This is a genomic window from Aeromonas sp. BIGb0445 (assembly GCF_024809075.1).
Taxonomy (GTDB): Bacteria; Pseudomonadota; Gammaproteobacteria; order Enterobacterales; family Aeromonadaceae; genus Aeromonas; species Aeromonas rivuli.
The window spans coordinates 141,531-167,231 of sequence record NZ_JANUES010000001.1 but is presented as its reverse complement, the minus strand read 5'-3'; the positions used below and the strand labels follow the sequence as shown (position 1 = coordinate 167,231).

Below are 25,701 nucleotides of genomic sequence, written 5' to 3'. Positions count from 1 at the left end.
CGGGGCCAATCACGGGCAACGGGGTCATTGTCGCTGAGAACTGAAATGCAAAAGAGCAGGCCAAGCCTGCTCTTTTTGAGACGAGATACTCAATCAGCGTGAGGAGTGAGTACCAAATGGATAGTCGTGGAAACCCAGCCCGGCAGAGATATTGGCCGCCGCCTCATGTAGCTGGGCCACCAGGGTTGCCTTGTGCTCTTCATGGAAGCGCACCAGGGGCAACGACAGGGAGAGCCCCGCGATGATCCGCCCCATGCGGCTGTAGATGGGGACGGCGAAGCAGCGCAGACCGTGTTCCATCTCTTCCCGATCTTCGGCGTAGCCTTGCTCGCGCACCTGGGCCAACTCCACCAGCAGGGCATCGACATCGGCAAGGGTATGCTCGGTGAAGCGCTCGAAGGTCACCCCGGCCAGCATGGCGCGTACTTCGGTCTCGGGCAGCCAGGCCATCATCACTTTGCCAAGGCCGGTGCTGTAGAGCGGACGGCGACGACCGATACGGGAGTACATCCGCAGGTTGTATTCAGAGTCAATCTTGTGCAAATAGACGATGCTGTCTTCATCGAGCATCCCAAGGTGCAGGGTCTCTTTGGTCAGCTTGCCGAGACGGTACATCTGTTCATCGGCGATCTGCACCAGATCCTGATGTTCCAGCGCCTTGGCGCCCAGCTCGAACAGCTTGAGGCTAAGGGCATACTTGTCAGTTTCACCCTCCTGGGTGATATAACCCAGGGTCTTCATGGTCTGCAAGAAACGGTAGACGGTGCTCTTGGACATCATGATCCGCTGGGACAGCTCGGTCACCCCGATCTCTTTCTGCTCCCCCAGCGCCTGCAGTATGCCGAACACCTTGAGTACCGATGACACCGATTCGGGCGAGTTGTCTATCATCGACATTGTTTACGTCCAAAAAAAATGATTGATTGTTTCATTGTATTTGAAATGAGCTGGCCCTCATAGTGACAGAGCCACTTATCCAGTCAAATCATCCACTCATGGATAGAGAATGTGGTCTCGCTCACGCGGCTATTCACCCGCACCTCGCCGCAGAGGTGGCGACGATAGTCTTTATAACCCCTGGCTCACGGCCACTTTCCCCTACCTTCGCCCTGCGAGTCATCAACACAAGACAATCATCACATTTTTAATGAAATGATGTTTCAATTGTTTTTTATTCTTCGTTAGTTAAATAGAATAGCGCCATCATCAACGCGGAAAACAGGGGAAGCGCTATGCCTATCAAGGTCGCCGTCATTGGCGAATGCATGATCGAGCTGTCCGAAAGCAGGGCCAACATAGTGCGCCATTTTGGCGGGGACACCCTCAACACGGCGGTCTACCTGACCCGCGCCAACCCGGACATCGCTGTGCATTACGTGAGTGCCCTGGGCACGGATCCCATGAGTGGGGCCATGCTGACCCAGTGGCAGCAAGAGGGAATACACACCGAGCTGGTGCAGCGCCTTGACCACAAGCTGCCCGGTCTCTATCTCATCGAGACCGATGATCGAGGTGAACGCACCTTCCACTACTGGCGCAGCGACTCTGCGGCCCGCTACTGGCTGCGGACGCTAGAGGCCGACCGGATCGGTGAGCGACTGCACGATTTCGATTACCTCTACCTGAGCGGGATCAGCCTCGCCATCCTGTCACAAGATGACCGGCTGACCCTGCTGAACAGACTGGCCGAGTGCCGGGCAGGCGGGGCCAGGATAGCCTTTGACAACAACTACCGCCCCCGCTTGTGGGAGAGCCAGGCCGCGGCCCGGCAGACCTATGCCGCCATGCTGGCGCTAACCGATCTCGCCTTCCTGACTCTGGATGACGAGGTCGCCCTCTGGGGGGACAGCGACGACTCCCAGTGCCTGGCCCGCACCCTTGCATGTGGCGTGAACGAGATCGTCATCAAGCGCGGGGCCGAGGCCTGTCTCATCGTGCAGCCTGGGTACAGCGACCAGGTGCTGGCCGTCCCCCTGGCGAAAGAGCAGATCATCGATACCACGGCGGCTGGCGACTCCTTTAGCGCCGGTTACCTCGCCACCCGGCTGGCGGGGCAGTCCATGGCCGATTCGGCCCGCTATGCCCATCGGCTGGCGAGCACCGTCATTCAACATCGTGGCGCCATCATCCCCCTGACGGCCATGCCGCACCCCATCACCCCTGATCACCCATACAATGAGGCTTCCCATGTCAGCATTGCTTGAACGACTCTGTGCCCTGAAGATCATCCCCGTCATTGCCATCAAAGACGCCGATGATGCCGTCGCCCTTGGCCGCACCCTGCTGGAAAACGGCATGCCCAGTGCCGAGATCACTTTCCGCACCCCGGCGGCGGCCGAATCCATCCGCCGGCTGCGGGAAGCCTTTCCCGAGATGATCATTGGTGCCGGCACAGTGCTGACCACAGCCCAGGTCGATCAGGCCATCGAGGCGGGGGTCGACTTCATCGTGAGTCCCGGGCTCAACCCGCGCATCGTGCAATATTGCCAGGCGCGCGGTGTTCCCATCATTCCCGGCGTCAACAACCCCAGCCTGGTCGAACAGGCGATGGAGCTGGGTCTGAAGACCCTCAAGTTCTTCCCGGCAGAGCCATCCGGTGGGCTGGGCATGCTCAAGGCCATGAGCGCCGTCTACCCGGTCTCCTTCATGCCCACTGGCGGCGTCAGCCCGAGCAATGTGAAGGACTATCTTGCCCTGCCTGCGGTATTCGCCTGTGGCGGCACCTGGATGGTGCCTGCCAACCTCATCGACAATCGCGAATGGGACAAGATCGGCGCCCTGACCAAGGAAGCCATGGCCGCCCTCTAAATCGGCCGGGGCCCGTCTCACGGGCCCATCATTCCAGCCTCGACCGGTTCGCCATCGACCTCAGCCACCGGTTCAATCAAAGGAGCTACCCATGATCGTTGGTAATCTGCAGCAACTGGACATCGCCATGCTGCCATCCCCACTGCTGCATCTTCTCAACCGGCCCGCGCTCTCCTTGCACAACCTGCAACAGCAGGCAGAGGGGAAATATGATCTCATCGAGGATGCCGTCTTCTACATCGTCTCCTCCCCCATCACGGCTCAGGAGGCGGATCTGAAGAGTGAGTTCCACGATCGCTATCTGGATATCCAGATAGTGCTGGCCGGGCAGGAGGCGATCGCCCTCAGCACCACAATCCGCGCTCCCCATGACCATCAGGAAACCAAACCGGATCTCATCTTCCTGGACAACCCGGCGATCACCACCCGGCTGTTGCTCGACACCGGTGACTTCGCCATCTTCTATCCCGGTGAAGTGCACAGACCCACCTGCCAGGTCGGCTCCCCTGCCCAGATTAAGAAAGTCGTGGTCAAGATCTGCAAAGAGTGGCTGTCAGCCCAATAAGAGTCGCCGGCCTCTACCCCCTTGGCATGAACTCCCGATCAGGAGGCCAGCACCATTTAGCACGCCTCCCCCATCTTCTATTCGCTCTACTGTGCTCCGGTGGGATCTGCCCTCCCCTATTTTTACCGAAAAACTCGTTTGAAGCCTTATTCCATCAGCATCGCCGCAGTGTAATAAACGGCCATCACAAAACTTGATTTTTGATTTCCACAAATATGGAACGCCATTTCATTAACTTGATTTTGATCACTGAAATGCGGCCGGATTCACGTAGCATGAACAGCATCAAAATAACGAAGTCCATAAAGGGGTTACACACATGCGTACAATGAATGCTCTGCCCAGACTGTCTCTGATTGGCACAGTGGTCGCCGCGGGTCTGTTTCTGACTGGATGTGGTGAAGACAGCAAGGCTGCTGGCCCCCTGATCCTGAAGACAGCGTTCAACCAGTCTGAACACAATCCGCAGTTCAAGGCGCTCGAAGATTTCAGCCAGAAGCTGGAAGCGGCGACCGGTGGTAAATACAAGCTGGAAATTCACCCGAACGAGCTGCTGGGAGATCAACGAGCGGCACTGGAACTGGTGCAATCCGGTGCCATTCAACTGGCCGTCGTCGCCAACCCCCTGGTCGAGAACTTCAACAAAAACTTCTCCGTGCTGGCCATGCCTTACATCTACGACAACCCGGATCACCAGCGCAAAGTCTTCACCGGTGATCTCCTCGATGGCCTGTTCAGCTCCACCAAGGGCAACGGCTTTGAGGTATTGACCGCCTATACCGCCGGGGCCCGCAGCATGTATATCAAAGGGGCTCCAATCAAGACTCCAGAAGACATGAAAGGGAAGAAGATCCGGGTTATGCAGTCCGATACCATGGTCAAGATGCTGACCTGTATGGGGGGCACCGGGGTGCCCATGGGTCAGGGCGAAGTCTACTCCGCCATCCAGCAGGGGGTGCTTGATGGCGCCGAGAACAACGAGATCACCTACGCCGATCTGAAGCAGTATGAAGTGGCGCCCCATTTCTCTTACACCCGCCATGTAATGGTGGCCGATCTGCTGGTGGTCAATGAGTCCTTCCTGGAGAAGATGGATGCCGCCGATCAGGCGACCTTCCGCAAACTGGCCAAAGAGAGTACCGCGACCGAGTTTGATCTCTTCAGCCAGGCGCTAGAAACCGCCAAACAGACGGCCACTGCCCAGGGCGCCACCTTTACTGAGGTCGATATTGCCCCCTTCCAGGCGCGTTGCAAGCCGCTGCAAGAGACGCTGCTGACCACCCCGGAGCAGAAAGATATCTTCAACAAGATCCGCGCATTGGCCAACTAATGGCTGTTGTTGCCAGGGGTTGCCATGGCAACCCCTCCTATGAGGTTCCGCTATGAAACCCGCTCAACAACCAGCAACCCTCTCCGAATCATCCGTTCAGCATGGCTTCTATGCCTCGCTGACCGGGTTCAAGCAAAGAGTGGATCTGGTGGTCTCTTATCTCTGCATCGCCATCGTGGCCGTGATGACCCTACTGGTCACTTATCAGGTGGCAACCCGCTACCTGCTCAATAGCCCAAGCGCCGTGAGCGAGGTGCTCTCCCGCTACCTGTTCATCTGGCTGGTCTTGATCGGCAGTGCCTATGTCTTTGGCCTGCGCGAACACATGGCAATCACCTTCATGCGCGATCGCATGTCGCGCAATGTGCGCATCCTGGTGGAGATGCTCGGTGAGCTGGCGACCACTCTCTTTGCCCTGCTGGTACTGACCGTGGGGGGTTACATCGGGATGAGCCGCCAGATGGGGCAGCTCGATTCGGCGCTGCAGATCCCCATCGGCGTCATCTATGCCGCCATCCCTCTTTGCGGCGTGCTGACCGTTTTCTATTGCCTGTACAACCAATACGGGTTGGCCAGACAACTCTCCTTCAAGCAAAAGGTATAACCATGGATATTGCGGTTGTTGTCGCGCTGGTGATGTTCATCGGTGCCTTTGTCCTGCTGTTTATCGGCACCCCTATCAGCATCAGTATCGGGCTCCCCTCCTTCCTGGCCATGGTGATCATCCTGCCTTTCGATGGCGCCATCCTGACTTCGGCCCAGCGGGTCTTCGTCGGCCTGGACTCCTTTGCCCTGCTGGCCATTCCCTTCTTCATCCTGGCCGGCAATCTGATGAACAATGGCGGCATCGCCATCCGCTTGATCAACTGCGCCAAGATAGTCAGCAACTTCCTGCCGGGTCCTCTGGCCCAGACCAACGTGGTTGCCAACATGCTGTTTGGCTCCATCAGCGGCTCCGGCGTCGCCTCGGCGGCGGCCATCGGCGGCATCATGTCCCCTATCCAGAAGAAGGATAAATACGATCCCGCCTTCAGTGCCGCGGTCAATATCGCCTCGGCACCGACTGGCATGCTGATCCCCCCAAGCAACTCCCTGATCGTCTATGCCACTGTGGCGGGCAGTGTCTCCATCACGGCCCTGTTCATGGGCGGCTACGTGCCCGGCATTCTGTGGGGACTGGGGGTCATGCTGGTGGCGGGCTTCATTGCCAAGCGCCGTGGTTATGTGGCCGAGCACAACTCTCTCAAGGGTCTGCGCCTCAAACTGTTGTTAGATGCCATCCCCAGCCTGCTGATGATCGTTGTGGTTATCGGTGGCATCCTCGGTGGCATCTTCACCGCGACCGAAGCCTCCGCCATCGCCGTGGTCTATTCGCTGATCCTTGGTGTCTGCTACCGGAACATCAAGGCCGTCGATCTGCCCGCCATCTTCCTGGCTACCGCCAAAATGACCGCCATCGTGATCCTGATGCTGGCCGCCTCATCCATCATGTCCTGGGTAATGGCGTTCACCCAGATCCCGGCACTGATCGCATCGGCCCTGCTCTCCTTCACCGACAGTTTCCTGATCATCCTGCTGGTCATGAATCTGGTACTGCTGCTAGTGGGCACCTTCATGGACCCCACCCCGGCGGTACTCATCTTTACCCCCATCTTCCTGCCCATCTGCACCCAGTTCGGCATGGATCCGGTGCAATTTGGCATCATGATGATCTTCAATCTCTCCCTTGGCACCATCACGCCACCGGTTGGCCCCATACTGTTCACCGGATGCAAGATCGGGGGGATAAAAATTGAAGGGGTCATCAAGCCACTGCTGCCTTTCTTCGCGGTCATTGCACTGGTGCTGATGCTGGTGACCTATGTACCGGCCATCTCGATGGCGCTGCCCCAGGCGATGGGACTGATCAAATGATGCCTCTGTGCGACGGGCATCGATGCCTGTCGCACTCGTGATGAATTCACCCCGGGCGCGTCGGCGTCCGGGTTTTTTCATCTCTGCAGCAAGGAAACGGGGGATGAGAACAAGCAGGAGAGAGCAGGGCGCCCTGGGACTGGCACGCACTGTCAGGGAGATTACGTGGGCAGAACCACCGCGGATAGGCTGAGCCCGGAGGGGCGCCTCAGCGATCCAGGTAGCGGCCTTGTTCCATCTCGCGCTCTCGTTGACACTCGGCGAGGTAGATGGCGGCAGCGATGGCCGGGGTAGCATGGTGTTTGTCGATGGCATTGGAGACCATCAGTTGCAGGGTATTGAGGTTCTTGGCCTTGCGAAACTTGCGCAGCCAGTGACCTTTGTCGCCCAGCTCGTCTATGGAGATTTTTTCTTGGATGGACATGCTCACTCTTGGGACTCGGGGTCCACTTAAATTCAGGATCCGGGGATCACAGATACCGAGGGGGAAAACAAAGAAAGCCAGGTTGATACCCGGCTTCCTACGGTTACACCACAATCCGATATATCAGGCTCTGGGAACGAAGCCAACCACATCATATACGCTGGCCAGGGTTTTTTCAGCCCTTTCCCGGGCCTTTTGTGCACCGGCCGCGAGGATGGCCTGCAGATGAGTCTCATCTTGACGCAGGGCATGGAAACGGGCTTGTAGCGGCTCAAGCAGGGCAACCACGGCCTCGGCGCACTCACCTTTCAGATGGCCATACATCTTGCCTTCGAAGTGCTGCTCGAGCTCAGGGATGGGGCGGCCGGTCACGCCAGACATCAGGGTCAGCAGGTTGGACACCCCAGGCTTGTTGACCGGATCGAAGCGCACCACGGCCGGCTCGTCCGAATCGGTGACGGCCCGCTTGATCTTCTTCACTATCTGCTTGGGATCTTCCAGCAGACCGATGAAGTTGGCCTCGTTGTCGTCAGACTTGGACATCTTCTTGGTCGGATCCTGCAGGCTCATCACCCGGGCACCCTCTTCGGGAATGAAGGGTTCGGGCAGGGTGAACACCTCGCCATGCAGATTGTTGAAACGGGTGCAGATGTCGCGGGTCAGCTCCAGATGCTGCTTCTGATCGTTGCCGACCGGCACCTGATTGGCCTGATAAAGCAGGATGTCCGCCGCCATCAGCACCGGGTAGCCGAACAGACCGACGTTGACGTTATTCTCGAAACGGGCGGACTTGTCCTTGAACTGGGTCATACGCGACAGTTCACCCATCTGGGTGTAGCAGTTGAGGATCCAGCCAAGCTCGGCGTGCTGGGGCACATGAGACTGGATGAAGACGGTGCTCTTGGCGGGATCAATCCCGACTGCCAGATAGAGGGCGGCGGCATCCAGGCAGGCCTTGCGCAGGGCAGCAGGCTCCTGGCGGGCGGTGATGGCATGGAGATCGACGATGCAATAGAGGCAATCGAAGTCATCTTGCATCTTGACCCACTGACGCAGGGCGCCCATGTAGTTGCCTATGGTGAGCTGCCCGGAGGGCTGGGCACCGCTCAGTACTATTGGTTTGGCCATGGAGAGGAGTCCTTGTTCTTATTCGACCAGCAGGGCATCGAGCTCACAGAAATGCTCGCACACCCAGTCTGGATTGGAGTCGGCAATGGGGCGGCCATAGTTGTAGCCATAGGTGAGCCCTACCACCTTCATGCTGGCGGCCTGGGCGGCCAGCACATCATTTTCGGAGTCACCCACCATCAGGGTGCGCGCCGGGCTGACACCCAGCTCATGGCAGGCATGCAGCAGCGGTGTCGGGCTCGGCTTCTTTGGTTCCACACAGTTGCCGCCCAGCCAGAGCGCGAAGCAATCGGCAATGCCGAGGGCATCGAGGATCGGCTGCACGAAGTGACTCGGCTTGTTGGTCACCACGGCCTGGCGGTAACCCAGTTTTTGTAAACGGCGCAGGCTCTGCTCGACCCCGTCATACATGGCCAGCCCTTCCAGCAGACAAGCCTGATAGTGCCGATCGAACAGGCCGCGGGCCTGGCTGAACTGTTCGCCAGCACCGCGATAATCCAGGGCGCGGGAGATGAGCTTATCGGCACCATTGCCGACCCAGGTACGAACCACGGCCTCGTCGGCCTCGGCCAGACCCAGATCGGTGAGAGTGCGATTGACCGCCAGCGCCAGCTGGGAAGCACTGTCGATCAGGGTGCCGTCCAAATCGAACAGCACCAGATCGAAGGGACGATTAACGCTGGACATGGGCAAGCTCCGCACGCATCTGGTCGATCACCGCCTTGTAGTCTGGCTGGCTGAAGATGGCAGAACCGGCCACGAACATGTCGGCACCGGCCTCGGCAATGGCACGAATGTTGTCTACCTTGACCCCGCCATCGATCTCCAGGCGAATGTCACGGCCACTCTCGTCTATCAGACGGCGCACCTGACGCAGCTTGTCGAGGGTGCCGGGGATGAAGCTCTGACCACCGAAACCGGGGTTGACCGACATCAGCAGGATCACGTCCAGCTTGTCCATCACATATTCGAGGCAAGAGAGCGGCGTGGCCGGATTGAGCACCAGGCCAGCCTGGCAGCCCTGCTCCTTGATGAGCCCAAGGGTGCGGTCGACGTGATCGGACGCTTCCGGGTGGAAGGTGATGAGATTGGCACCCGCCTTGGCAAAATCAGGGACTATCCTGTCCACCGGCTTGACCATGAGGTGCACATCGATCATCGCCTTGATACCGAAGTCACGCAGGGCCTGACAGACCATGGGGCCTATGGTCAGATTAGGCACATAGTGATTGTCCATCACATCGAAATGCACCACATCGGCACCCGCTGCCAATACCTTGGCAACATCGTCGCCCAGACGGGCAAAATCGGCGGAGAGGATCGAGGGAGCTATCAGAAAGTCTTTCATCACGTCATCCATTGGCAGCTAGGCGAAAAAACGGCGCAATTTTACCCCAAACTGGCTCAGGAAACGAGACTGATTGCCGCTTACCGCGCCTCATGGCCCACGGGAGACCCATTTTCCCGGATATGGGGAGATATGGGCGTCCCCCGGGCTGGGACGTTGAGAGTGCTCAACCCGTCTCCAGCCTCCAATCTCGACTCATATCACCCTCATCAGGGCAGAAGAGCGGAAGAGACCCTCTTCCATGATGGGATGAACAACATGACAGCGCAGAGTGATGAGGGACGGAAGGGGCTCTCTTGGCGAAAGCTGGCTAGGCTGTAGGGAGCCAGGAGGCGCACATGAACCAAAGACTCACCCTGTGGCACACGCTCACCAGCACCCTCGCCGCCCTGTTCGGGGTGCAATCCCAGCGCAATCGCCATCGAGATTTTGCCAACGGCTCGCCATTGGCTTTCATCCTGATGGGAGTGCTACTGATCGCCCTGATGCTAGGCAGCCTCTGGCTACTGGTGAGCTGGGTACTCGCTTAGCCGTTCAGCGGCCCTGCCTAGACGCTGGTGCCAACCTCGACCAGATCCCCTGGATACCACCCCTGCTCCGGCGCTATGCCGGGAGGATAGAGTGCCAGCAGCTCGGCCACCTTGTTGCGGGTGCCGCCATTGCGGCTGATGGTGCGTTTGACCAGGATTTCATCGAGCCTGGCACCACGATAGAGTTCGCGGGTCAGTTCGATGTCGTGGTTGCTGATGAGCACGGGAACCCCTTTCTCGGCAGCCGTGTGCCGCGCCAGCCGCGCCAGCACCGCCTGATCGTCCAGGGTAAAGCCCCCGGCCGAATAGCTGGTGAAGCTGGCCGTGGTAGAGAGGGGGGCATAAGGGGGATCGCAATAGATGACCCAGTCGGCCTGCGCCCGCTTGATGGCATCGGCATAGCTCTCGCAGATGAAGGTCGCCTTCTGCGCCTTCTCAGCGAAGAACCACAGCTCTTTTTCCGGGAAATAGGGCTTCTTGTAAGAGCCAAAGGGGACGTTAAAGCCCCCCTTCTTGTTGTATCGGCACAGGCCGTTGAACCCGTGGCGGTTGAGGAACAGGAACAGCAGGGCGCGCTCGAAGCTACCTTCTGTCTGGTTGAACTGAGTCCGCAACCGGTAATAAGCCGCCTTGTGATTGTTCTCGGCCACAAACAGCTTGCGCGCCTCGGCAATCAATTGCTCAGGTGTGAGCTTGAGATGGTTATAGAGGGCAATCAGATCCGGATTGATGTCGTTGAGCACATAGGCATCGTAATCGGTGTTGAGAAACACGGATCCGGCACCGACGAAAGGCTCCAGCAACACACGCCCTGCTGGCAACCGCTCGGCAATCTCTTCAACCAGGGAATACTTTCCCCCGGCCCATTTTAAAAAAGCGCGTGTTTTCTTCATGGAAATCCGGCGTTAAGAAGGCAGCAACCCAAAAAGGGGGACGATTCTACCCCCTTATCCGACCTGCTGCTATGGCTTCAGCTCTTTTTGTACCTGGGCGAACGACTTGGGCCAGGGCTGCCCCTTGACCAGGGCGGGTGGTAACTGGCGGATGGCCGCCTTCGCCTGCTGGAGACTGGCATGATCGCCCTGCAGCACCACGAACCAGGGACTGCCGCGGAACTGAGTCTGATAGACCCAGACCTTGCCCGACAGCTGGTTCTCCGCCACGAAGCTGTCGACCGCTGGCCGGTTGCTCGCCCCCATCAACTGCACGCTGTAATGGGTCTTGGCTTTCTGCTGCAAGGTGGTTACCGGGGTCAGGGCAACCCGGGGGGCTGGCGCGGCCTGCTCGACAATCTTGGCAGGGCCTGTCTGGCTCGCTGGGGCTGTCGTAACAGCCTGATTGCCTGTCGCCTGCTTGGCTTGCGAGCCTACCTCATTGGCCTTGGCCACGTTTGACTCGCCACCGGTCAGCTCCTTGACCACCTCGCTGGGCAGGGCACCGCTGACGCTGGGCCCTGTCATCAGCTTCTCGACCACGTCGTCGGAGATCACTATCCGGCGACCCTCGTAATTGCCTGACTCGGCAGTCACCGTCTCGCTCTCCACTTTCTTGGGCAAGACCTGGCTCTCTGGTTTCCAATCCCGAACCAGAGCGCCGCTGTCATTACTGGCTGCTCCCGGTTGAGTATCTGCCTGGTTCACAGCCCCAGCCGGACTCTCCCCCGGAATGGGGGCTGGCAGTGTTGTGCTCACCGGTTTCGCCATCTCCTGGCCCTCCGGCTTGTCTGAAAACAGCGAGGGAAGCAGGTAAGTGAGCGCCAGCAAGATGCCGATGACGGCAACAAAACCCAGGACGACCTGCTTGATGGGCAGCTTGGGTTGCGACTTCTTGGGTCTTCTGTCGGTCATGATATCCTCCAGGGCCTGCATGATGATGGACGGCTGTCCTTTCGATTGGCTCAGGATCTCCTCTACCTTGGCTTTGGGCAAGAGGGTCGCCGGTATCTTCTGCGCTTTTGCTTTCTCATACAGGAAGATGCGTTGCTCAGGGGCGCTCAGGGGGGCGACCTCCAGCTCGAGGGAGGGCATGGCTCGCCCCTTGAGACCCGGGCGCACAGTGCGACACCAGACGTCATCAGCGGTCAACAGGGTCGCCAACTGATGAGGCTTGGTCAGGGTGTCATTGTGACGACACAGGGTCCAAAGCTCGCTGAGCACCTCGGCAGGCAACTCGTGCGCCCGCTCGATCAGCAACAACAGCGTTGCAGGCTTTCCTTCCATCATGCGAAAGAAGCTGTCAGCCAAGGCATCTTGAGGATTGAACAGGGGTTTATCGACTATCTGCTCAAGCAGCAGCTGACGCACCTCGCCCATCTTCATGTCGGGACGGCCGATCAGGCTCACCACCTGCACCTTCTCAGGCAGGCGGGTCAGCAACAGCTCGCAGAGGGTGGCGCGGCCGCTGCCGGCCGGACCGGATAGAAATATAAAAGGATGATTGAATTCAATCAGATGCAGCAGCCGTTCGACCAGCTGCCGTTGAGAGGGAAACTGGAGCAACTTACTCACATTCGGACTCGATCACCGATTGCAATTGAGCATCAGACACATCGGCCACCACTTCGGCATGGCCTATTCCCACCGGCAATACCAGACGCAGCTTGCCAGCCAGCACCTTCTTGTCACGGCGCATGTGACGCAGGTAAGCATCGAAGTTCATATCGGCAGGCCCCTTCACCGGCAGCTTGGCCGCCAGCAGCAAGGCACGGATCCGCTCCTGCTGTTCGGCGCTCACCTGACCACGCAACCGGGCTGTGGCCGCCGCTTGCATCATACCCGCAGCGACAGCCTCGCCATGCAACCAGTTACCATAGCCTTGTTCTGCTTCGATGGCATGACCAAAGGTATGACCCAGATTGAGCAGCGCCCGCACCCCGTGCTCCGTCTCATCCTCGGCAACCACTTCGGCCTTGATCTCGCAGCAACGCTTGATGGCATAGGCTAACGCAGCCGGATCCTGCCGCTGTAGCCGAGGCATATTCTGCTCCAGCCAGCTGAAGAAATCTGCATCCCAGATGATGCCGTACTTGATCACCTCTGCCATGCCTGAGGCAAATTCACGCTCGGGCAGGGTCTGCAGGCATTCAGTATCTATGACGACCAGTTTGGGCTGATAGAAGGCACCGATCATGTTCTTGCCGAGGGGGTGATTCACGGCAGTCTTGCCGCCAACAGAGGAGTCGACTTGGGAGAGGAGTGTGGTGGGGACCTGGATGAAGGGGATACCGCGTTGGAAGCTGGCGGCCGCAAAGCCCACCACATCCCCTATCACGCCCCCACCCAGGGCGATCAGGGTAGTATCACGTCCATGGTTGGTCTCAAGTAGCGCAGACATGATGCGTTCGAAAGTCGCCAGCGTCTTGTGTGCCTCACCATCCGGCAGGATCAGGTGTTCTACCTGATAGTCCGCCAGTAGCTGACTCACCCGCTCCAGATAGAGGGGAGCCACCACGGTGTTGGTCACTATCATGACCCGTCTACCCTTGATGGCCTGAGTCAGCACGTCGGGGTGCTGCAGCAGTCCAGCCGCTATTTCTATCGGGTAAGAACGCTCACCCAGTTCGACCTTCAACCTTTCCATGGACGTCCTCGACATTACATACCGATTAGCTTGACGATTTGATTGGCGACGATTTTAGCACTCTGATCATCGGTGTGGATAACAAAGTCGGCCACTTCCTCATAGAGGGCATTGCGCTCGTACGCCAGACGCTCCAATACTTCACGGGGCGGCTCTTCGGTCTGTAGCAAGGGCCTGCGCTTGTCTCTCTGTGTGCGCGCCAGTTGCTTTTCAATGGTGGTTTCGAGGTAAACGACGATGCCGCGGGCAGAGAGCTTGTTGCGGGTCTCGCGGCTCTTGATTGCACCACCGCCCGTCGCCAGCACTATGCCTTGCTGCTCGGACAGATCGCCGATCACCTTCTCTTCGCGAATCCGGAAACCTTCTTCGCCTTCAACATCGAACACCCAGCTGATATCGGCACCACTGCGGCGCTCAATTTCATGATCTGAGTCGAAAAACTCCATATGCAGTTGTTCTGCCAGATGTCTACCTATGGTGCTCTTGCCCGCACCCATGGGACCTATCAGGAAAATATTGCGTTTCTCAGCCATGTCTTTTCATTAGTAATTACAAACTGTACGACCCCGATGAACTATGGATCGGGGTACCTATGAACCTTGTCTTGCGATGGATCAGGAGGGGGATTATCTCAATAGAAATCAGGACTGGCAACCGCAGACCTTACGCCCCAGCCTCATCGGGGCGTAAGGTTATATGTGTTTTACCCTGATATGTAAAGCATTCAAAACTTGTCGGTAACTATCCTTGGCGTCACAAAAATCAGCAACTCGCGTTTCTTGTTCTCGCTGGTGGTCTTGCGAAACAGGATGCCAAGGCCCGGGATATCACCGAGCAGGGGGACCTTGCTGACATCGTTCTTGATGGTCTGCTGATAGATACCGCCGAGTACCAAGGTCTCCCCATTGTTGACCAGCACCTGGGTGGTGATGGACTGGGCATTGATGGAGACCGCATCCCCGGTCCCGGTAGGAACCGTTTCGCCCTTGGTATCCTGGGTCACAGTGAGATCGAGGATGACCCTGTTGTCCGGCGTAATCTGCGGTGTCACTTTCAGGCTCAGTACCGCCTTTTTGAAGGTAACCGAGGTCGCGCCGCTGGAGGAGGATTCCACATAGGGGATCTCGGTACCCTGTTCAATCAATGCCGGTTTCTGGTTCGCCGTGGTGACTCTTGGGCTCGCGATGATCTCCGCCTTGCTCTCTTTCTCCAGCGCCGACAGTTCGAGATCCAGCAAGGTTCCGTTGGCGAGGCGAGCCACCTGGAAGGCCAGGGTGCCTGCGGCATTGGTGACCGGCAGATTGACGTTTAACCTGTCCTCGACACTTGGAGGTCCAGAGGTAATACCGTTTGAGTTATCATTCCCCTCTATCGAACCCGATGTGCTATTGCCATGACCATCATTCTTGGTCACCCCCCAGCGCACCCCGAGCGCCTCGTCGAAACCGTCATCTATGGTCACCATCCTAGCTTCGATCACCACCTGTTTGACCGGGATATCGAGGATATCTAACATGCGTTTGATGTTGCTAATCACATCGGCCGTGTCTTTCACCACCAGCACGTTGGTGCGCTCATCCACGCTCACTGCGCCTTTTGCCGAGAGCAGCTTGGTGCTCTCGGAGGAGAGCAGGGCCGCGACTTCCGACGCCTTTGCGTAGTTGATCTGCATATATTCGGTATAGAGCGGTGCCAGATCTGCCACCTGATTGCGGCTCTCCAGCTGCTGTTTCTCCCGGGCGGCTATCTCTTCTGCCGGCGCGACCAGCAAGATGTTGTCATCGAGGCGCTTGTCGAGACCACGCACCTTGAGAATGATGTCGAGGGCCTGCTCCCAGGGCACACCATCGAGGCGCAGAGTGATATTGCCGGAGACTGAATCCGTGGTCACCAGATTGAGGTTGTTGAAGTCAGCGATGAGCTGCAACACGGTACGTACCGGTATGTCCTGGAAATTCAGGGAGATGGGCTTGCCTTTATACTGTTTTGCGACAGTACCGACCGGCGCGCGCTTTTTCACTTCGATGATGAACAGCTTGTCCGCCTGATCGTAGCGAAAATCGAACTGGCCATTCACCGATAGCTCGAATCGGGTGTCATTACCCTGACGAAATGCCTCCACTTGGGAAACCGGGGTGGCAAAGTCTTGTACATTGATGAGGTTCAGCTGATCGTCCGGGATCCGGGTTCCGTGAAACTTGGCCACCACTTTCTGTCCTGTACTGCTGACATCCACGGCTGCCGAGCTGTTATCCAACCGCACCAGAAACTCACCCTGGCCATCTTTGCCTCGGCGAAAATCGACCCCCTTGACCGAGTTGAAATAGGCATCTTCGGTATTGGCTTTGGTGGCAGGCAACACCATGGGTGCTTTGGCGACAGGGGTCGGTTCCGGTTTGGCCGCCTTGTCACCGAGAGAGATAAGTAACTTGTTGCCTTGCTGATGCACCTGATAAGGCATCAATCTGTCCAGTGCAATCTGTATATCCAGTCCTGTTCCTTTACCATCGACCTTGACGCTGTCGACCCCCTCCTGCTTGATGGGCAATGGGTTGACCTTCAGGGCCCCTACCGCCCCCGGGATGTGCAACATCAACTGATTGGGTTGATAGCCAAGCCGGTCGGTAAAACCCGAAACCGGCTCGCTAAAGCTCAGTTCCAGCAAGAGTTGATCGGCCAACAGGGGATTGACTTTTACCTCCTGCAAAGTCGGGATCGCCCATACCGGATGAAACGAACTGCCCAGTAACAGCGCAGCCACCCTGAATGTAATTGCTGTTGTTATTCTCATCGACGCTCATCCCTGATTATCGTTTCGCTTCAAGAAGATGGACCATCACCAGCGGCAACGTCTCATGCTCATCACCGATTATTTTTTGCTTCTATATTGGCCATCACCAACTGCGTTTCACGCGTTACCCAACATCCCTTGCCGTCGGGCACTGTTTCCAGCAAATCCACCGCCGTATTGGTGATCCTGATGACCCGCCCCTGATCCAACCCCATGTAATGATTCAGCCCCATGCGCATGGATTGACCATCAGGCGTGCGAATGAGTGCCCACAATTGCCCCTGCTTGCCCATGGTGCCCTGCATCGCCAGACTCGCCAGCGAGTAGTTCTCAAGCACCTCCTTGGGTCTATCTGCCACTATCTGGGCACAGTCAGCTTTGGCTTTTTGTTCAACGCCGGCACGACTCTCTGGCTGAGGTTCAACAAAAGGGTTTCGTTTATCCATCGATTCGTAATGCAGGGGAGAGAATGGCGTTATGGTGGGCAATGGCTCTATGGCAACCGGGGGCCTGGCCCTGATCTGGCTGATGTAGCCATCCATGTTCTCCTGGCTATTACAACCCGCAAGCAACAACACAAAGCAATATCTGGGGAGCTGCCTCATTTTTTCTGCCCCCCGGCATTGCCATTGTATTTATAAGTCTTGGCCAGCATGGACATGGAGATGATGTCGCTATTGGTTCCATTACTCAGGGTAAAAGAGTCCAGAATGACGATGCGCGGCAGTGCCGCCATGGCTGCCGTAAACTTGCCAATCTCGTGGTAGGTACCTGCAACCTCAATGCGCATCGGTAGTTCAGTAGAGAACTCATGGGGCGTCTCGGCCTCCCAGTGAATACGATTGAGTTTGAGACCGTTGTCAGTGGCGATGAAGCTGATGTCATCAAGCAAACCAGCGACCTCATGGGTGTTGGGTAACTGCTTGAGCTGGGTATCAACCAGTAACTCCAATTCGACCAGCTGCTTTTTATAGGCAGACAAGTTAGCGGCCAGCATCGCCTTGCTCTCAAACTGTGCCTTGAGCTCTTTCTCCTTGCTCTGTTCCTGAGTCAGGGCGGTCAGTGAACTGGCTATCACATAGTAATAAATAGCACCGCCGAGCAAGACACAGCCAAACAGGATGAGCACCAGCTTGGCCGCCTTAGGCCAGCCGCCTATGTTGTTCAGATCCAGATCGTTGAGTTGTTGCAGGTTCATGATTTACCTCCCGCGGCATCGGCTGGCGACTTGATGACCTGGAACATCATGGAGAATTGGCTGAGGGCGACGGGAGCCACATCCGAGGCAAAGATAGTGCTTATGCGAGACGCCCCCAACCAGCCGGAACCATCGATGCGCCGCATCATGCTCGCCACCCGGCCATAGGCTTCAGCCTTGCCATTCACATCAATGGCATCGCTCTTCAACGCTAGCGTATTGAGGTAGACGCCATTGGGCACCAAAAGCGGCAACTGGTTGAAGAGGCGCACGGGTAAGTTACGGCGCTGCTGCAATCTCTCGATGAGCGCCATCCGTTCAAGCAACCCTTTGCGCTTATCCTTGATGAGACGGATCTCACCAAGCTGGGCATCCAGCTTGACCATCTCCTGCACCAGGCGCTGATTCAAGCCGCGCTGCTGAGAAACTTGCTGGTTCACGAACCAGTCAACCGCAAACCCCAGAGAGGCCGTCACCGCCAGACAGACCCCAAACAGCACACCAAACTGCGCCTTTTCACGCTTTTGCTTAGCGTCGCGCCAAGGTAGCAGGTTTATATTTGACATGGTGTGAAGCTCCGCAAGGCCAAGCCAAACGCGGTCATATACTTGGCGCCATGACCACGCCTATCACCGCTAGTATTGCCAAACAGGGCAAACGGATCCGGGTGTAGCACCTCCAGAGAGAACTCCTGACGCAACATATCTGCCAGCCCGACGACCAGACTCCCTCCCCCGGTCAGTACCAGCTTGGCGAGATCCCGTTGTCCGGACGAACTGACAAAAAGTTGAATATTGCGACGTACCTGCTGTAACAGGCTCTGCAAGTACGGCTGCAGTACCTCAATCTCATGATCCTGAGGTAACTGGTTCTGAGTCTTGGCAAGTTCAGACTCATCCAAGGGAAGGTTATAGAAGGAGGAGATCGCCTGGCTGTATTGGTCACCACCAAAATTCTGCAAGCGAAAGTAGGTCACTTCCCCCTTTTGCACCGAGGCGAAAGTCATGGTGCTCGCCCCGATATCGATGACCGCCACAGGCTTTTCCAAACTGGCGAGCTCAGGCTGACAGGCCAATACGGCGCGAACCAGTGCATGGGCCCCAACATCCACTACTCGGGTCGTGAGTTCGGCCTCAGCCAGTGCGCTGACCCTGCCGCTGACACTCTCGGTACGGGCGGCGCTGAGCAAGACCCGCTGACGCGTGGCGTCGGGGGTACCAGCCAACACCTCGAAATCCAGACTGACCTCATCAAGAGGGTAGGAGATAAGCTGCTCGGCCTCCCGCTGCACCTGATCTTCCAGCTCTCCTTCACTGAGGCCAGCATCGACCAGTATCACCTTGGTGATCACATTGGATCCGGTGACGGCGGTCGCGACATTCTGATTGCTGCCAACCAGCTGACGCTTGAGGGTTCTGAGAGATTGACTGACCCTCTCTATGTCCTGCACCTGATAGTCGATCAAGGCCCCTTTGGGCATTTGGACATCGGCAATCGACTCGAGCCTGGGCTTGCTCGCCGTACCGTTCAGGGTGACAGCCTTGAGGGACTGGCTGCCAAAATCCACTCCTATCATGGGGATCAGAGTTCCATTCTTGAATAGCCCAACCATATACACATCCATGCGTTATTGGGTTGTGGTCTTGATTGTAGAACAGCTAATTCCATATTGAGCGGCGCCACAACTTAGAATTGTCTAATTATCAGAGCCATAACACATCTTCACTATATCGCCACTACAACCGCCATTTTGGCGCAGCTTGGTGAAAAGGGCCCGAGATGCTAATCTGAGCGCTCTTTGGCCAGCCGATCCCCTGCTTGGAAATGTCGAATTTTCCTGGGCAGTGTGGGTATACTCTGCGCCTGTTGGTTACTTTTAAGACGATTGGTAGTTCTTCCATGCAGAAATGGCTCGTACGCCTGTTAATAGTGATGATGTTGGGTGCTGTACTTGGCGTCGCCAGCCTCATCGGTATCTACTTCTACATCAAACCCCAGTTGCCGGATGTGTCGGCCCTGCGTGACGTCAAGCTGGCCACCCCCATGAAGGTGTACAGCCGCGACGGCGAATTGATCGCCCAGTTTGGCGAAATCCGTCGCATCCCGCTGCAACTGAGCGATATCCCTCAGTCCATGATTGATGCCGTGCTGGCCACCGAAGATGCCCGTTTCTACGAGCATCCAGGCATAGACCCCATCGGGATCCTGCGTGCCGCCACCGTCTGGGCCGTCTCGGGCAAACCCCAACAGGGCGCCAGTACCATCACCCAGCAGGTGGCTCGTAACTTCTTCCTGACCAATGAAAAGACCATAGTGCGCAAGGTGAAGGAGGTCTTCCTCGCCTGGCGTATCGAACAGAATCTCACCAAAGACGAGATATTGACGCTCTATCTCAACAAGATACCGCTCGGCTATCGCTCGTTCGGGGTCGGCGCCGCCGCCCAAGTCTACTTTGGCAAAGATGTAAAAGAGCTGACCCTGGATGAGATCGCCATCATCGCCGGTCTGCCCAAGGCGCCTTCCATGCTCAATCCCATCCGTTCGCCAGAGCGCGCCTTCGCTCGCCGCAATGTGGTACTGGGTCGCATGCTGGATACTGGCAAGATAACCCAGGCCCAGTATGACGAAGCCAGCAAGATGCCCATCAAGGCGCGCTACCATGGCGCCGAGACCACGCTCCATGCCCCCTATCTGGCCGAGATGGTGCGTCAGAAGATGGTGGACCAGTTTGGTGAAGACGCCTACACCATGGGCTTGCATGTCTACACCACGGTCAGCGCCGACCGCCAGCGGGCAGCCAAGAAGGCACTGCTCGATGGCATCACCGATTACGACACCCGTCACGGTTACCGTGGCCCCAGCGCCCAGCTCTGGAAAGAGGGTGAGGCTCAGTGGGACTACAACCAGATAGTCGCGCACCTCAACAAGGAGCCTGCCTACGATCCCCTGATCCCGGCCGTGGTCACCAAACTCGCCGACAAGAGCGCCAGCATAGTGCTCAAGAACGGCAAGCAGGCCGAACTGAACTGGGATGGCATCAAATGGGCTCGCGCCTTCATCACCGACTCGCGCCAGGGCAATGCCCCCAGGGCGGCGAGGGATGTGCTGAAAGTCGGCGCCCAGATCTGGGTACGAGAACAGGGTGAGGCCCTGATCCTGGCGCAGATCCCTGACGTCAACGCGGCCCTGGTCGCCATGAACCCGACCGATGGCGCCATCGAAGGTCTGGTGGGTGGTTTCAGCTTCGAACTATCCAAATTCAACCGGGTCGAACAGGCACGTCGCCAGATCGGCTCAAACATAAAGCCATTCCTCTACGCCACCGCCCTTGAGCAGGGTTATACCCTGGCATCCATCATCAATGATGCCCCCATCAACCAGTGGGATCCCTCCAAGGGCCCCATGTGGCAGCCCAAGAACTCACCGGCCGTCTACGATGGTCCGACGCCGCTGCGCATTGGTCTGGCCAAATCCAAGAACGTGATGTCGGTGCGCCTGATGCGCGCCATCGGTCTCGATACCTACATGGATGGCCTGGTCAAGTTCGGCTTCCCTCGCGAACACATCCAGCGCAATGAATCCCTGGCACTGGGTGCCGCTGAATTTACGCCGATGGAAGTGGTGCGTGGTTTCTCCATGCTCGCCAACGGCGGTTATCAGGTCACCCCTTACTTCATCAGCGAAGTCAGAGACAGCTTCGAAACCCTGCTGTTTGCCGCCAACCCGGCCGCCGCATGCCGGGGTTGTGGTGCTCTGGCTGCCGCCGACATGAACGCTCCCGAGGCCTATCTTAATGTGGAAGGTGATTGGCGTGCTCAGTGTGCCATCGACCCTGTGGTGCCCAACAACCTGGCCCCGCAAACCATCAGTGCCCAGAGTGCCTTCCTTATCACCGATACCCTGACCACGGCCATCTGGGGTGGACGTGGCTGGATGGGGACAGGCTGGCGTGCGGCCCGCGACCTCAAGCGCCACGATATCTCGGGTAAAACGGGGACCACCAACGAATCGCGGGATGCCTGGTTCTCAGGCTATACCCCGAATCTGGTGGCGACCGCCTGGATAGGTTTTGACAATCATCAGCGGGCCCTGGGCCGTGTCGCCTACAACGCCAACATGGGACGCGACCAGACGGCCGGTGGTGAATTTGGCGGCAACGCCGCCCAGCCTATCTGGATCGACTTCATGAAGGTGGCGCTCAATAAGGTACCCGAGCAACCGATGCCGGTCCCCGAGGGCATCATCAAGCTGCCGGTTGACGCCAGCACGGGTCTCTTGACCCACAGCGGCAATGCCACCACCGAGTATTTCAAGGAGGGCACGGAGCCAACCCGTTACTCGGCACCCGTCTCGAACGGCAACAGAGTCTATGGGGAGGATGGCTATTTCGGTGATGGCGACAGTCCCGTCTCGACCGACGACCTGTTCTGATCCAGGCCCGCCAGGCGGGCCTATGGCAATCAAAAAAAACCGGCGCCTCTGCGCCGGTTTTTTATTGCCGCTCAAACACTGAGCTGCGCTTTGTGCTGTTCATGGCTCAACTGGCCAACTGCACCTTCATCAGGGCGCGGATGCGGGTCGCCAGCTCGTTAAAACAGGGACGACGCACCGAATAGTGGCGATAGAAGAGTGAGATGGCGCGTCCAGGTACGGGGTCAATCACGGGCCTGTAGCTCACCCCCCCCTCGTCGCGATTGGCAGGCACGGCCAGGCGCGGGATCAGCGTCATGCCGCTGCCTGCCGCCACCATGTTGCGCAGGGTCTCCAGGCTGGTTCCCTGAAAACGCACATCCTCCCCCACCCCGGCTGCGAAGCAAAAACCCATGGCCTGATCCCGCAGGCAGTGACCGTCGGCCAGCATCAGCAGCTTCTTGCCCTTGAGGTTGCCCAGCGGCACAGCCTTGGCGTGGGCTTCGGGGTGCAGTCGGGGTACCGCCAGCCACATGGGCTCTTGGTACAGCGGCAGTGAACCAAAACCCTCCATGCCATCCAGTTCGGCCAAAATGACACAGTCCAGCTCCCCTTCCTCCAGACGCTTCATCAATACCTGAGTCTGCTCTTCGTAGAGGTAGAACTCGAGCTGGGGAAAATGCTCACGCAGATCCTGGATGATATGGGGCAACAGATAGGGGCCCACCGTGGGGATGAGGCCGATGTGGATCTCCCCTGACATGGGCTCGGCGAAGTGCTGGCCGATGTTCTTTAGCTCGCGCGCCTCACGCAACACCTTGCGAGCCTGCTGGGCCATGGCATCACCGGCGGGGGTAAAGAGCACCTTGCGGGAGGTGCGCTCGATCAAGATCACCCCGAGTTCATCCTCCAGCTTGCGCAACTGGCCACTCAGGGTCGGCTGGCTGACGAAGCAGCGCTCCGCCGCCTTGCGAAAATGTTTCTCCTCTTCCAGCGCTACCAGGTATTCGAGATCGCGAAGGTTCATATATCCCCACTGCTGACGGGCAAAAATCGACCCCTAGCATGCCCAATAAGTGCTTGAAGAACAAGGCAACCTAGTCGGCCAATCGTGCCAGAAACCCAGGCACATCTCCCAGATAGGGAGCAATGTCGAGCCGCTCCAGCGTCTCGCCACGCGCCAGCCCTAGGGTCGGGTACCCCTGACCCTTGAGCCGGGTTAACCAGCGCTGGCTCTCGAGCAGGGCTGGCTCCAGCGCCTGGGCCTCATAGGCATGATGGAAGGCAACTTCGTCCACCCCCTGTTCGGCGGCGAGACCGGCCAGCCGCGCCACGTCCCCGACCCAGAGGCCATCCCGATAGTGGGACTCCTGGATCCGTTGCAACATGGTCAACTCGTCGCCCCCCAGAGATCCGAGCGCGAGTATGGCGCGAATGGGCGGCTCGGAATCGAGGAACAAGCCCTCGCTCAGCAGCAGCTCGTCGAAGTAGCGTGTCCCAAATGGCTGACCGGTCAGGGCCTGGATCCGCTCGTCATGGGGCCTGACATAATCACGCAGCGCCGCTCCCATCGGCTGGCGACGCGGGCCCAGCCAGAGGCCTCCCGGGTGCAACTTGACCCTCACCCCGGTCTGCCTCGCGGCCGCTGCAAGCAGGGGGGCCGCGCCATAACACCAACCGCAGAGGGGGTCATAGATGTAGTGCAATGTCGTTTCGTTCATCTTCATGGCATCGTATCCAACTTGAAAAAACCGGGCCAAGGGCCCGGTAAAAAACACAGGGAAGCAGGCTTATTGCTTTACCACTTCATCTCGCCAGTTGCGACCTTGGCGCCGATAGCCAGACCGTCATCGGCAGGCAGCGCCGGGAAGGCCTGCTTCATGCCTTGGATCAGGCTGTCTGAGCCCTTGGCCTTGGCCAGCTCCTGCTCGAAACGCTGCACATAATCGCGGGTGAAGGTCACCGCCTCGGCGCCCTTGGGTTCGGCGCCCAGGAAGTGGCCCGGGATCACGCGAGCAGGTTGCATCGCCAGCAGCTCATTGAGGGTCTTGACCCACTGCGCCCGCGCCGCCTTGGTCTGGCTGTCTGCCATCCAGACATGCACTCCGTGATAAACAGGTACGCCACCCAATGCGGTCTTGATAGAGGGAGCCCACAGATAGGCGCTCGGGGTATTCATTGCCTTGATCTCGATCCGCTCGCCTTCCAGCGTCAGGTGGGATGCCGTCATCACCTCGGGGACTATCAGGCTCTTGGGCGCCTGGTCGCCCAGTATGGGGCCCCAGTAAGCCAGCTTGGCATCCTTGGTCGCCTTGATATGGTCAACCACGTGTTGACTGGCCACTATCTTGGCGTTCGGGAAGGCGGCCTTGAGAGGCTCAAGACCGAAATAGAAGTCAGGATCGCCACCACTGATGAAGATGGTGGTCAGCGTCTTGCCACTCTTGTGCAGCAACTCGACCAGCGCCTGGCCATCACCGACCCCGAACTGGGCATCGACCAGTATGGCCTCCTTGTCTCCTGCCACTATCTCGGAAGAGACCGGGAAGATCCCCTGCTCGCCCGGATTGTAGACGGTCACCGTCAGAGGGGCAGCTAGTGCGGCGCCGCTGAGCAGTGTGGTGGCCAGGGTCAGGTTGCGAAGTGCGTGCTTGTTCATTGCGTCATTCCTAATGATGGATTCGGGATGAACAGAGTTTATTAGAACGGTTGAGTTGCAAATACCGCATAATAGTCACCTCACTGTTGCATAAATCGAGCATATAGAGGCAAACATGGATCGACTGACCGCCCTGCGGGTCTTTGTCAGCGTGGTGGAGCAGGGCAGCCTGAGCGCCGCGGGAGAGCAGCTTGAGATGTCGCGGGCCATGGTGTCACGCTACCTGGCCGAGCTGGAGCGCTGGATGGGAGCCCGCCTGCTACACAGGACCACTCGCCGCCTCAGCCTGACCGGCCCGGGTGAGGAGGCGCTGCTGCGAGCTCGTACCATGCTGACCCTGGGCGAAGAGATGGAGCAGCTGGCAGTGCAGAACCAGGATACCCCCAAGGGCTTGCTGCGCATCACCAGCAGCTACTCCCTCTCCGAGGCCTTGCTGGTGAACATCGCCAATGACTATCTGGCCCGTTATCCAGGCACCGCCATCGACATATTGCTGTTGGACAGAACGGTCAATCTGGTGGAGGAGCGCATCGATCTGGCCGTGCGGATCACCAACGATCTGGACCCCAATCTGGTCGCCCGTCGGCTCGGCACCTGCCACTCGGTGGTCTGCGCCAGCCCGGCTTACCTCGCCAGCCATCCGGTACCGCAACAGGTGCAAGATCTCGCCTTGCACAACTGCCTCACCTACACCTACTTCGGCAAGAGCCTGTGGCAATTTGATGGTCAACAGGGCCCCCAGTCGGTCCCCGTCAGCGGCAATCTGAGCGCCAATATATCGAACCTGCTTCTGGCCGCCACGCTGGCGGGCACAGGCATCAGCCTGCAGCCCCACTATTCGGTTAAAACGCATCTCGAACGAGGTGAGCTGGTGGCCTTACTGCCCGACTGGCAACCCAAGCAAATGGGCGTTTACGGTGTCTATGGTACCCGCAAGCAGATGTCTCCCTTGCTGCGCAGTTTCCTCGACTTCATGGTCGCGCGCATGGCAGCCGATCCACTCTGGCAATGAAAAAG

General features: G+C 58.1%; 26 protein-coding genes. 9 read left to right on the top strand and 17 right to left on the bottom strand.

What is annotated here, in order from left to right:
* Positions 1–93: 93 nt before the first annotated feature.
* Positions 94–897 (bottom strand): DNA-binding transcriptional regulator KdgR, encoded by an 804-nt coding sequence (gene kdgR, locus M2367_RS00740; protein ID WP_042040846.1) that lies wholly within the window; start codon positions 895–897, stop codon positions 94–96.
* Between the two features lie 335 nt (positions 898–1,232).
* On the opposite strand from kdgR, the gene M2367_RS00735 reads away from it, so the two are divergent.
* The 6 genes from M2367_RS00735 (at position 1,233) to M2367_RS00710 (ending at position 6,617) form a co-directional block, all read left to right on the top strand.
* Positions 1,233–2,204 (top strand): sugar kinase, encoded by a 972-nt coding sequence (locus tag M2367_RS00735; RefSeq protein WP_259235508.1) that lies wholly within the window; start codon positions 1,233–1,235, stop codon positions 2,202–2,204.
* Positions 2,188–2,808: a bifunctional 4-hydroxy-2-oxoglutarate aldolase/2-dehydro-3-deoxy-phosphogluconate aldolase gene (locus tag M2367_RS00730; protein ID WP_042040848.1), complete on the top strand. Its 621-nt coding sequence runs from the start codon at positions 2,188–2,190 to the stop codon at positions 2,806–2,808. Before M2367_RS00735 ends, M2367_RS00730 begins: the two co-directional genes overlap by 17 nt.
* 91 nt (positions 2,809–2,899) lie before the next feature.
* Positions 2,900–3,373 carry a YhcH/YjgK/YiaL family protein gene (locus M2367_RS00725; RefSeq protein ID WP_224431093.1) on the top strand — a complete coding sequence of 158 codons (474 nt, stop codon included), beginning with the start codon at positions 2,900–2,902 and terminating at the stop codon, positions 3,371–3,373.
* Positions 3,374–3,692: 319 nt separating this feature from the next.
* The gene (locus M2367_RS00720) at positions 3,693–4,703 is read left to right on the top strand and encodes a TRAP transporter substrate-binding protein (RefSeq protein WP_259235507.1); all 1,011 of its coding nucleotides are present in this window, start codon (positions 3,693–3,695) and stop codon (positions 4,701–4,703) included.
* Positions 4,704–4,755: 52 nt separating this feature from the next.
* Positions 4,756–5,307, top strand: coding sequence for a TRAP transporter small permease (locus M2367_RS00715; RefSeq protein ID WP_259235506.1), 552 nt, complete (start codon positions 4,756–4,758; stop codon positions 5,305–5,307).
* A gap of 2 nt (positions 5,308–5,309) precedes the next feature.
* Entirely contained in the window at positions 5,310–6,617 is a 1,308-nt protein-coding gene (locus M2367_RS00710) for a TRAP transporter large permease (protein WP_042040851.1), read from the top strand.
* 208 nt (positions 6,618–6,825) lie between these two features.
* Here the strand turns inward: M2367_RS00710 and M2367_RS00705 are convergent, their stop codons facing one another.
* The 4 genes from M2367_RS00705 to rpe all read right to left on the bottom strand — a co-directional run bounded on the left by M2367_RS00705 (position 6,826) and on the right by rpe (position 9,517).
* Positions 6,826–7,041 carry a hypothetical protein gene (locus tag M2367_RS00705; RefSeq protein ID WP_042040852.1) on the bottom strand — a complete coding sequence of 72 codons (216 nt, stop codon included), beginning with the start codon at positions 7,039–7,041 and terminating at the stop codon, positions 6,826–6,828.
* A 123-nt stretch (positions 7,042–7,164) separates the two neighbouring features.
* Positions 7,165–8,169, bottom strand: a complete 1,005-nt coding sequence (trpS, locus tag M2367_RS00700) for a tryptophan--tRNA ligase (protein WP_042040853.1) — start codon at positions 8,167–8,169, stop codon at positions 7,165–7,167.
* 18 nt (positions 8,170–8,187) lie between these two features.
* Complete coding sequence (locus M2367_RS00695; protein ID WP_042040854.1) at positions 8,188–8,856, bottom strand: phosphoglycolate phosphatase; 669 nt, start codon at positions 8,854–8,856, stop codon at positions 8,188–8,190.
* Positions 8,843–9,517, bottom strand: a complete 675-nt coding sequence (rpe, locus tag M2367_RS00690) for a ribulose-phosphate 3-epimerase (RefSeq protein WP_042040855.1) — start codon at positions 9,515–9,517, stop codon at positions 8,843–8,845. Before rpe ends, M2367_RS00695 begins: the two co-directional genes overlap by 14 nt.
* A 338-nt stretch (positions 9,518–9,855) precedes the next feature.
* On the opposite strand from rpe, the gene M2367_RS00685 reads away from it, so the two are divergent.
* Positions 9,856–10,047, top strand: coding sequence for a DUF2970 domain-containing protein (locus M2367_RS00685; protein WP_259235505.1), 192 nt, complete (start codon positions 9,856–9,858; stop codon positions 10,045–10,047).
* Between the two features lie 17 nt (positions 10,048–10,064).
* On the opposite strand, the gene M2367_RS00680 is transcribed toward M2367_RS00685, so the two are convergent.
* From M2367_RS00680 to pilM, 9 genes are all read right to left on the bottom strand, one after another.
* Positions 10,065–10,940, bottom strand: a complete 876-nt coding sequence (locus tag M2367_RS00680) for a Dam family site-specific DNA-(adenine-N6)-methyltransferase (protein ID WP_042040857.1) — start codon at positions 10,938–10,940, stop codon at positions 10,065–10,067.
* 69 nt (positions 10,941–11,009) lie between these two features.
* Positions 11,010–12,554: an SPOR domain-containing protein gene (locus M2367_RS00675; protein WP_259235504.1), complete on the bottom strand. Its 1,545-nt coding sequence runs from the start codon at positions 12,552–12,554 to the stop codon at positions 11,010–11,012.
* Entirely contained in the window at positions 12,547–13,626 is a 1,080-nt protein-coding gene (gene aroB, locus M2367_RS00670; RefSeq protein ID WP_259235503.1) for a 3-dehydroquinate synthase, read from the bottom strand. Before aroB ends, M2367_RS00675 begins: the two co-directional genes overlap by 8 nt.
* 14 nt (positions 13,627–13,640) lie before the next feature.
* Complete coding sequence (gene aroK / locus M2367_RS00665; RefSeq protein ID WP_005909680.1) at positions 13,641–14,159, bottom strand: shikimate kinase AroK; 519 nt, start codon at positions 14,157–14,159, stop codon at positions 13,641–13,643.
* Positions 14,160–14,350: 191 nt separating this feature from the next.
* Entirely contained in the window at positions 14,351–16,417 is a 2,067-nt protein-coding gene (locus tag M2367_RS00660) for a type IV pilus secretin PilQ (protein ID WP_259235502.1), read from the bottom strand.
* Positions 16,418–16,488: 71 nt separating this feature from the next.
* On the bottom strand, positions 16,489–17,022 hold the full coding sequence (locus M2367_RS00655; protein WP_042040861.1) for a pilus assembly protein PilP: 534 nt from the start codon (positions 17,020–17,022) through the stop codon (positions 16,489–16,491).
* Complete coding sequence (gene tapO, locus M2367_RS00650; protein ID WP_259235501.1) at positions 17,019–17,615, bottom strand: PilO family type IV pilus biogenesis protein TapO; 597 nt, start codon at positions 17,613–17,615, stop codon at positions 17,019–17,021. Before tapO ends, M2367_RS00655 begins: the two co-directional genes overlap by 4 nt.
* Positions 17,612–18,181: a PilN family type IV pilus biogenesis protein TapN gene (gene tapN / locus M2367_RS00645; protein ID WP_224431100.1), complete on the bottom strand. Its 570-nt coding sequence runs from the start codon at positions 18,179–18,181 to the stop codon at positions 17,612–17,614. The genes tapO and tapN overlap by 4 nt, the downstream gene beginning before the upstream one ends.
* Complete coding sequence (gene pilM / locus M2367_RS00640) at positions 18,169–19,227, bottom strand: type IV pilus assembly protein PilM (RefSeq protein WP_310504047.1); 1,059 nt, start codon at positions 19,225–19,227, stop codon at positions 18,169–18,171. The genes tapN and pilM overlap by 13 nt, the downstream gene beginning before the upstream one ends.
* A gap of 287 nt (positions 19,228–19,514) precedes the next feature.
* Between pilM and M2367_RS00635 the strand changes: the two genes are divergently transcribed.
* Complete coding sequence (locus M2367_RS00635; RefSeq protein ID WP_259235499.1) at positions 19,515–22,046, top strand: penicillin-binding protein 1A; 2,532 nt, start codon at positions 19,515–19,517, stop codon at positions 22,044–22,046.
* Between the two features lie 106 nt (positions 22,047–22,152).
* On the opposite strand, the gene oxyR is transcribed toward M2367_RS00635, so the two are convergent.
* The 3 genes from oxyR to M2367_RS00620 all read right to left on the bottom strand — a co-directional run bounded on the left by oxyR (position 22,153) and on the right by M2367_RS00620 (position 24,684).
* Positions 22,153–23,052 (bottom strand): DNA-binding transcriptional regulator OxyR, encoded by a 900-nt coding sequence (oxyR, locus tag M2367_RS00630; protein ID WP_042040866.1) that lies wholly within the window; start codon positions 23,050–23,052, stop codon positions 22,153–22,155.
* A gap of 70 nt (positions 23,053–23,122) precedes the next feature.
* The gene (locus tag M2367_RS00625) at positions 23,123–23,752 is read right to left on the bottom strand and encodes a DsbA family protein (protein ID WP_259235498.1); all 630 of its coding nucleotides are present in this window, start codon (positions 23,750–23,752) and stop codon (positions 23,123–23,125) included.
* A gap of 71 nt (positions 23,753–23,823) precedes the next feature.
* A complete protein-coding gene (locus M2367_RS00620) occupies positions 23,824–24,684 on the bottom strand; it encodes a Vmh family MBL fold metallo-hydrolase (RefSeq protein WP_259235497.1) in 861 nt (286 codons plus the stop codon).
* Between the two features lie 115 nt (positions 24,685–24,799).
* Here M2367_RS00620 and M2367_RS00615 point away from each other — a divergent pair, with 115 nt between their 5' ends.
* Positions 24,800–25,696, top strand: a complete 897-nt coding sequence (locus tag M2367_RS00615; RefSeq protein WP_259235496.1) for a LysR family transcriptional regulator — start codon at positions 24,800–24,802, stop codon at positions 25,694–25,696.
* Positions 25,697–25,701 lie beyond the last annotated feature (5 nt).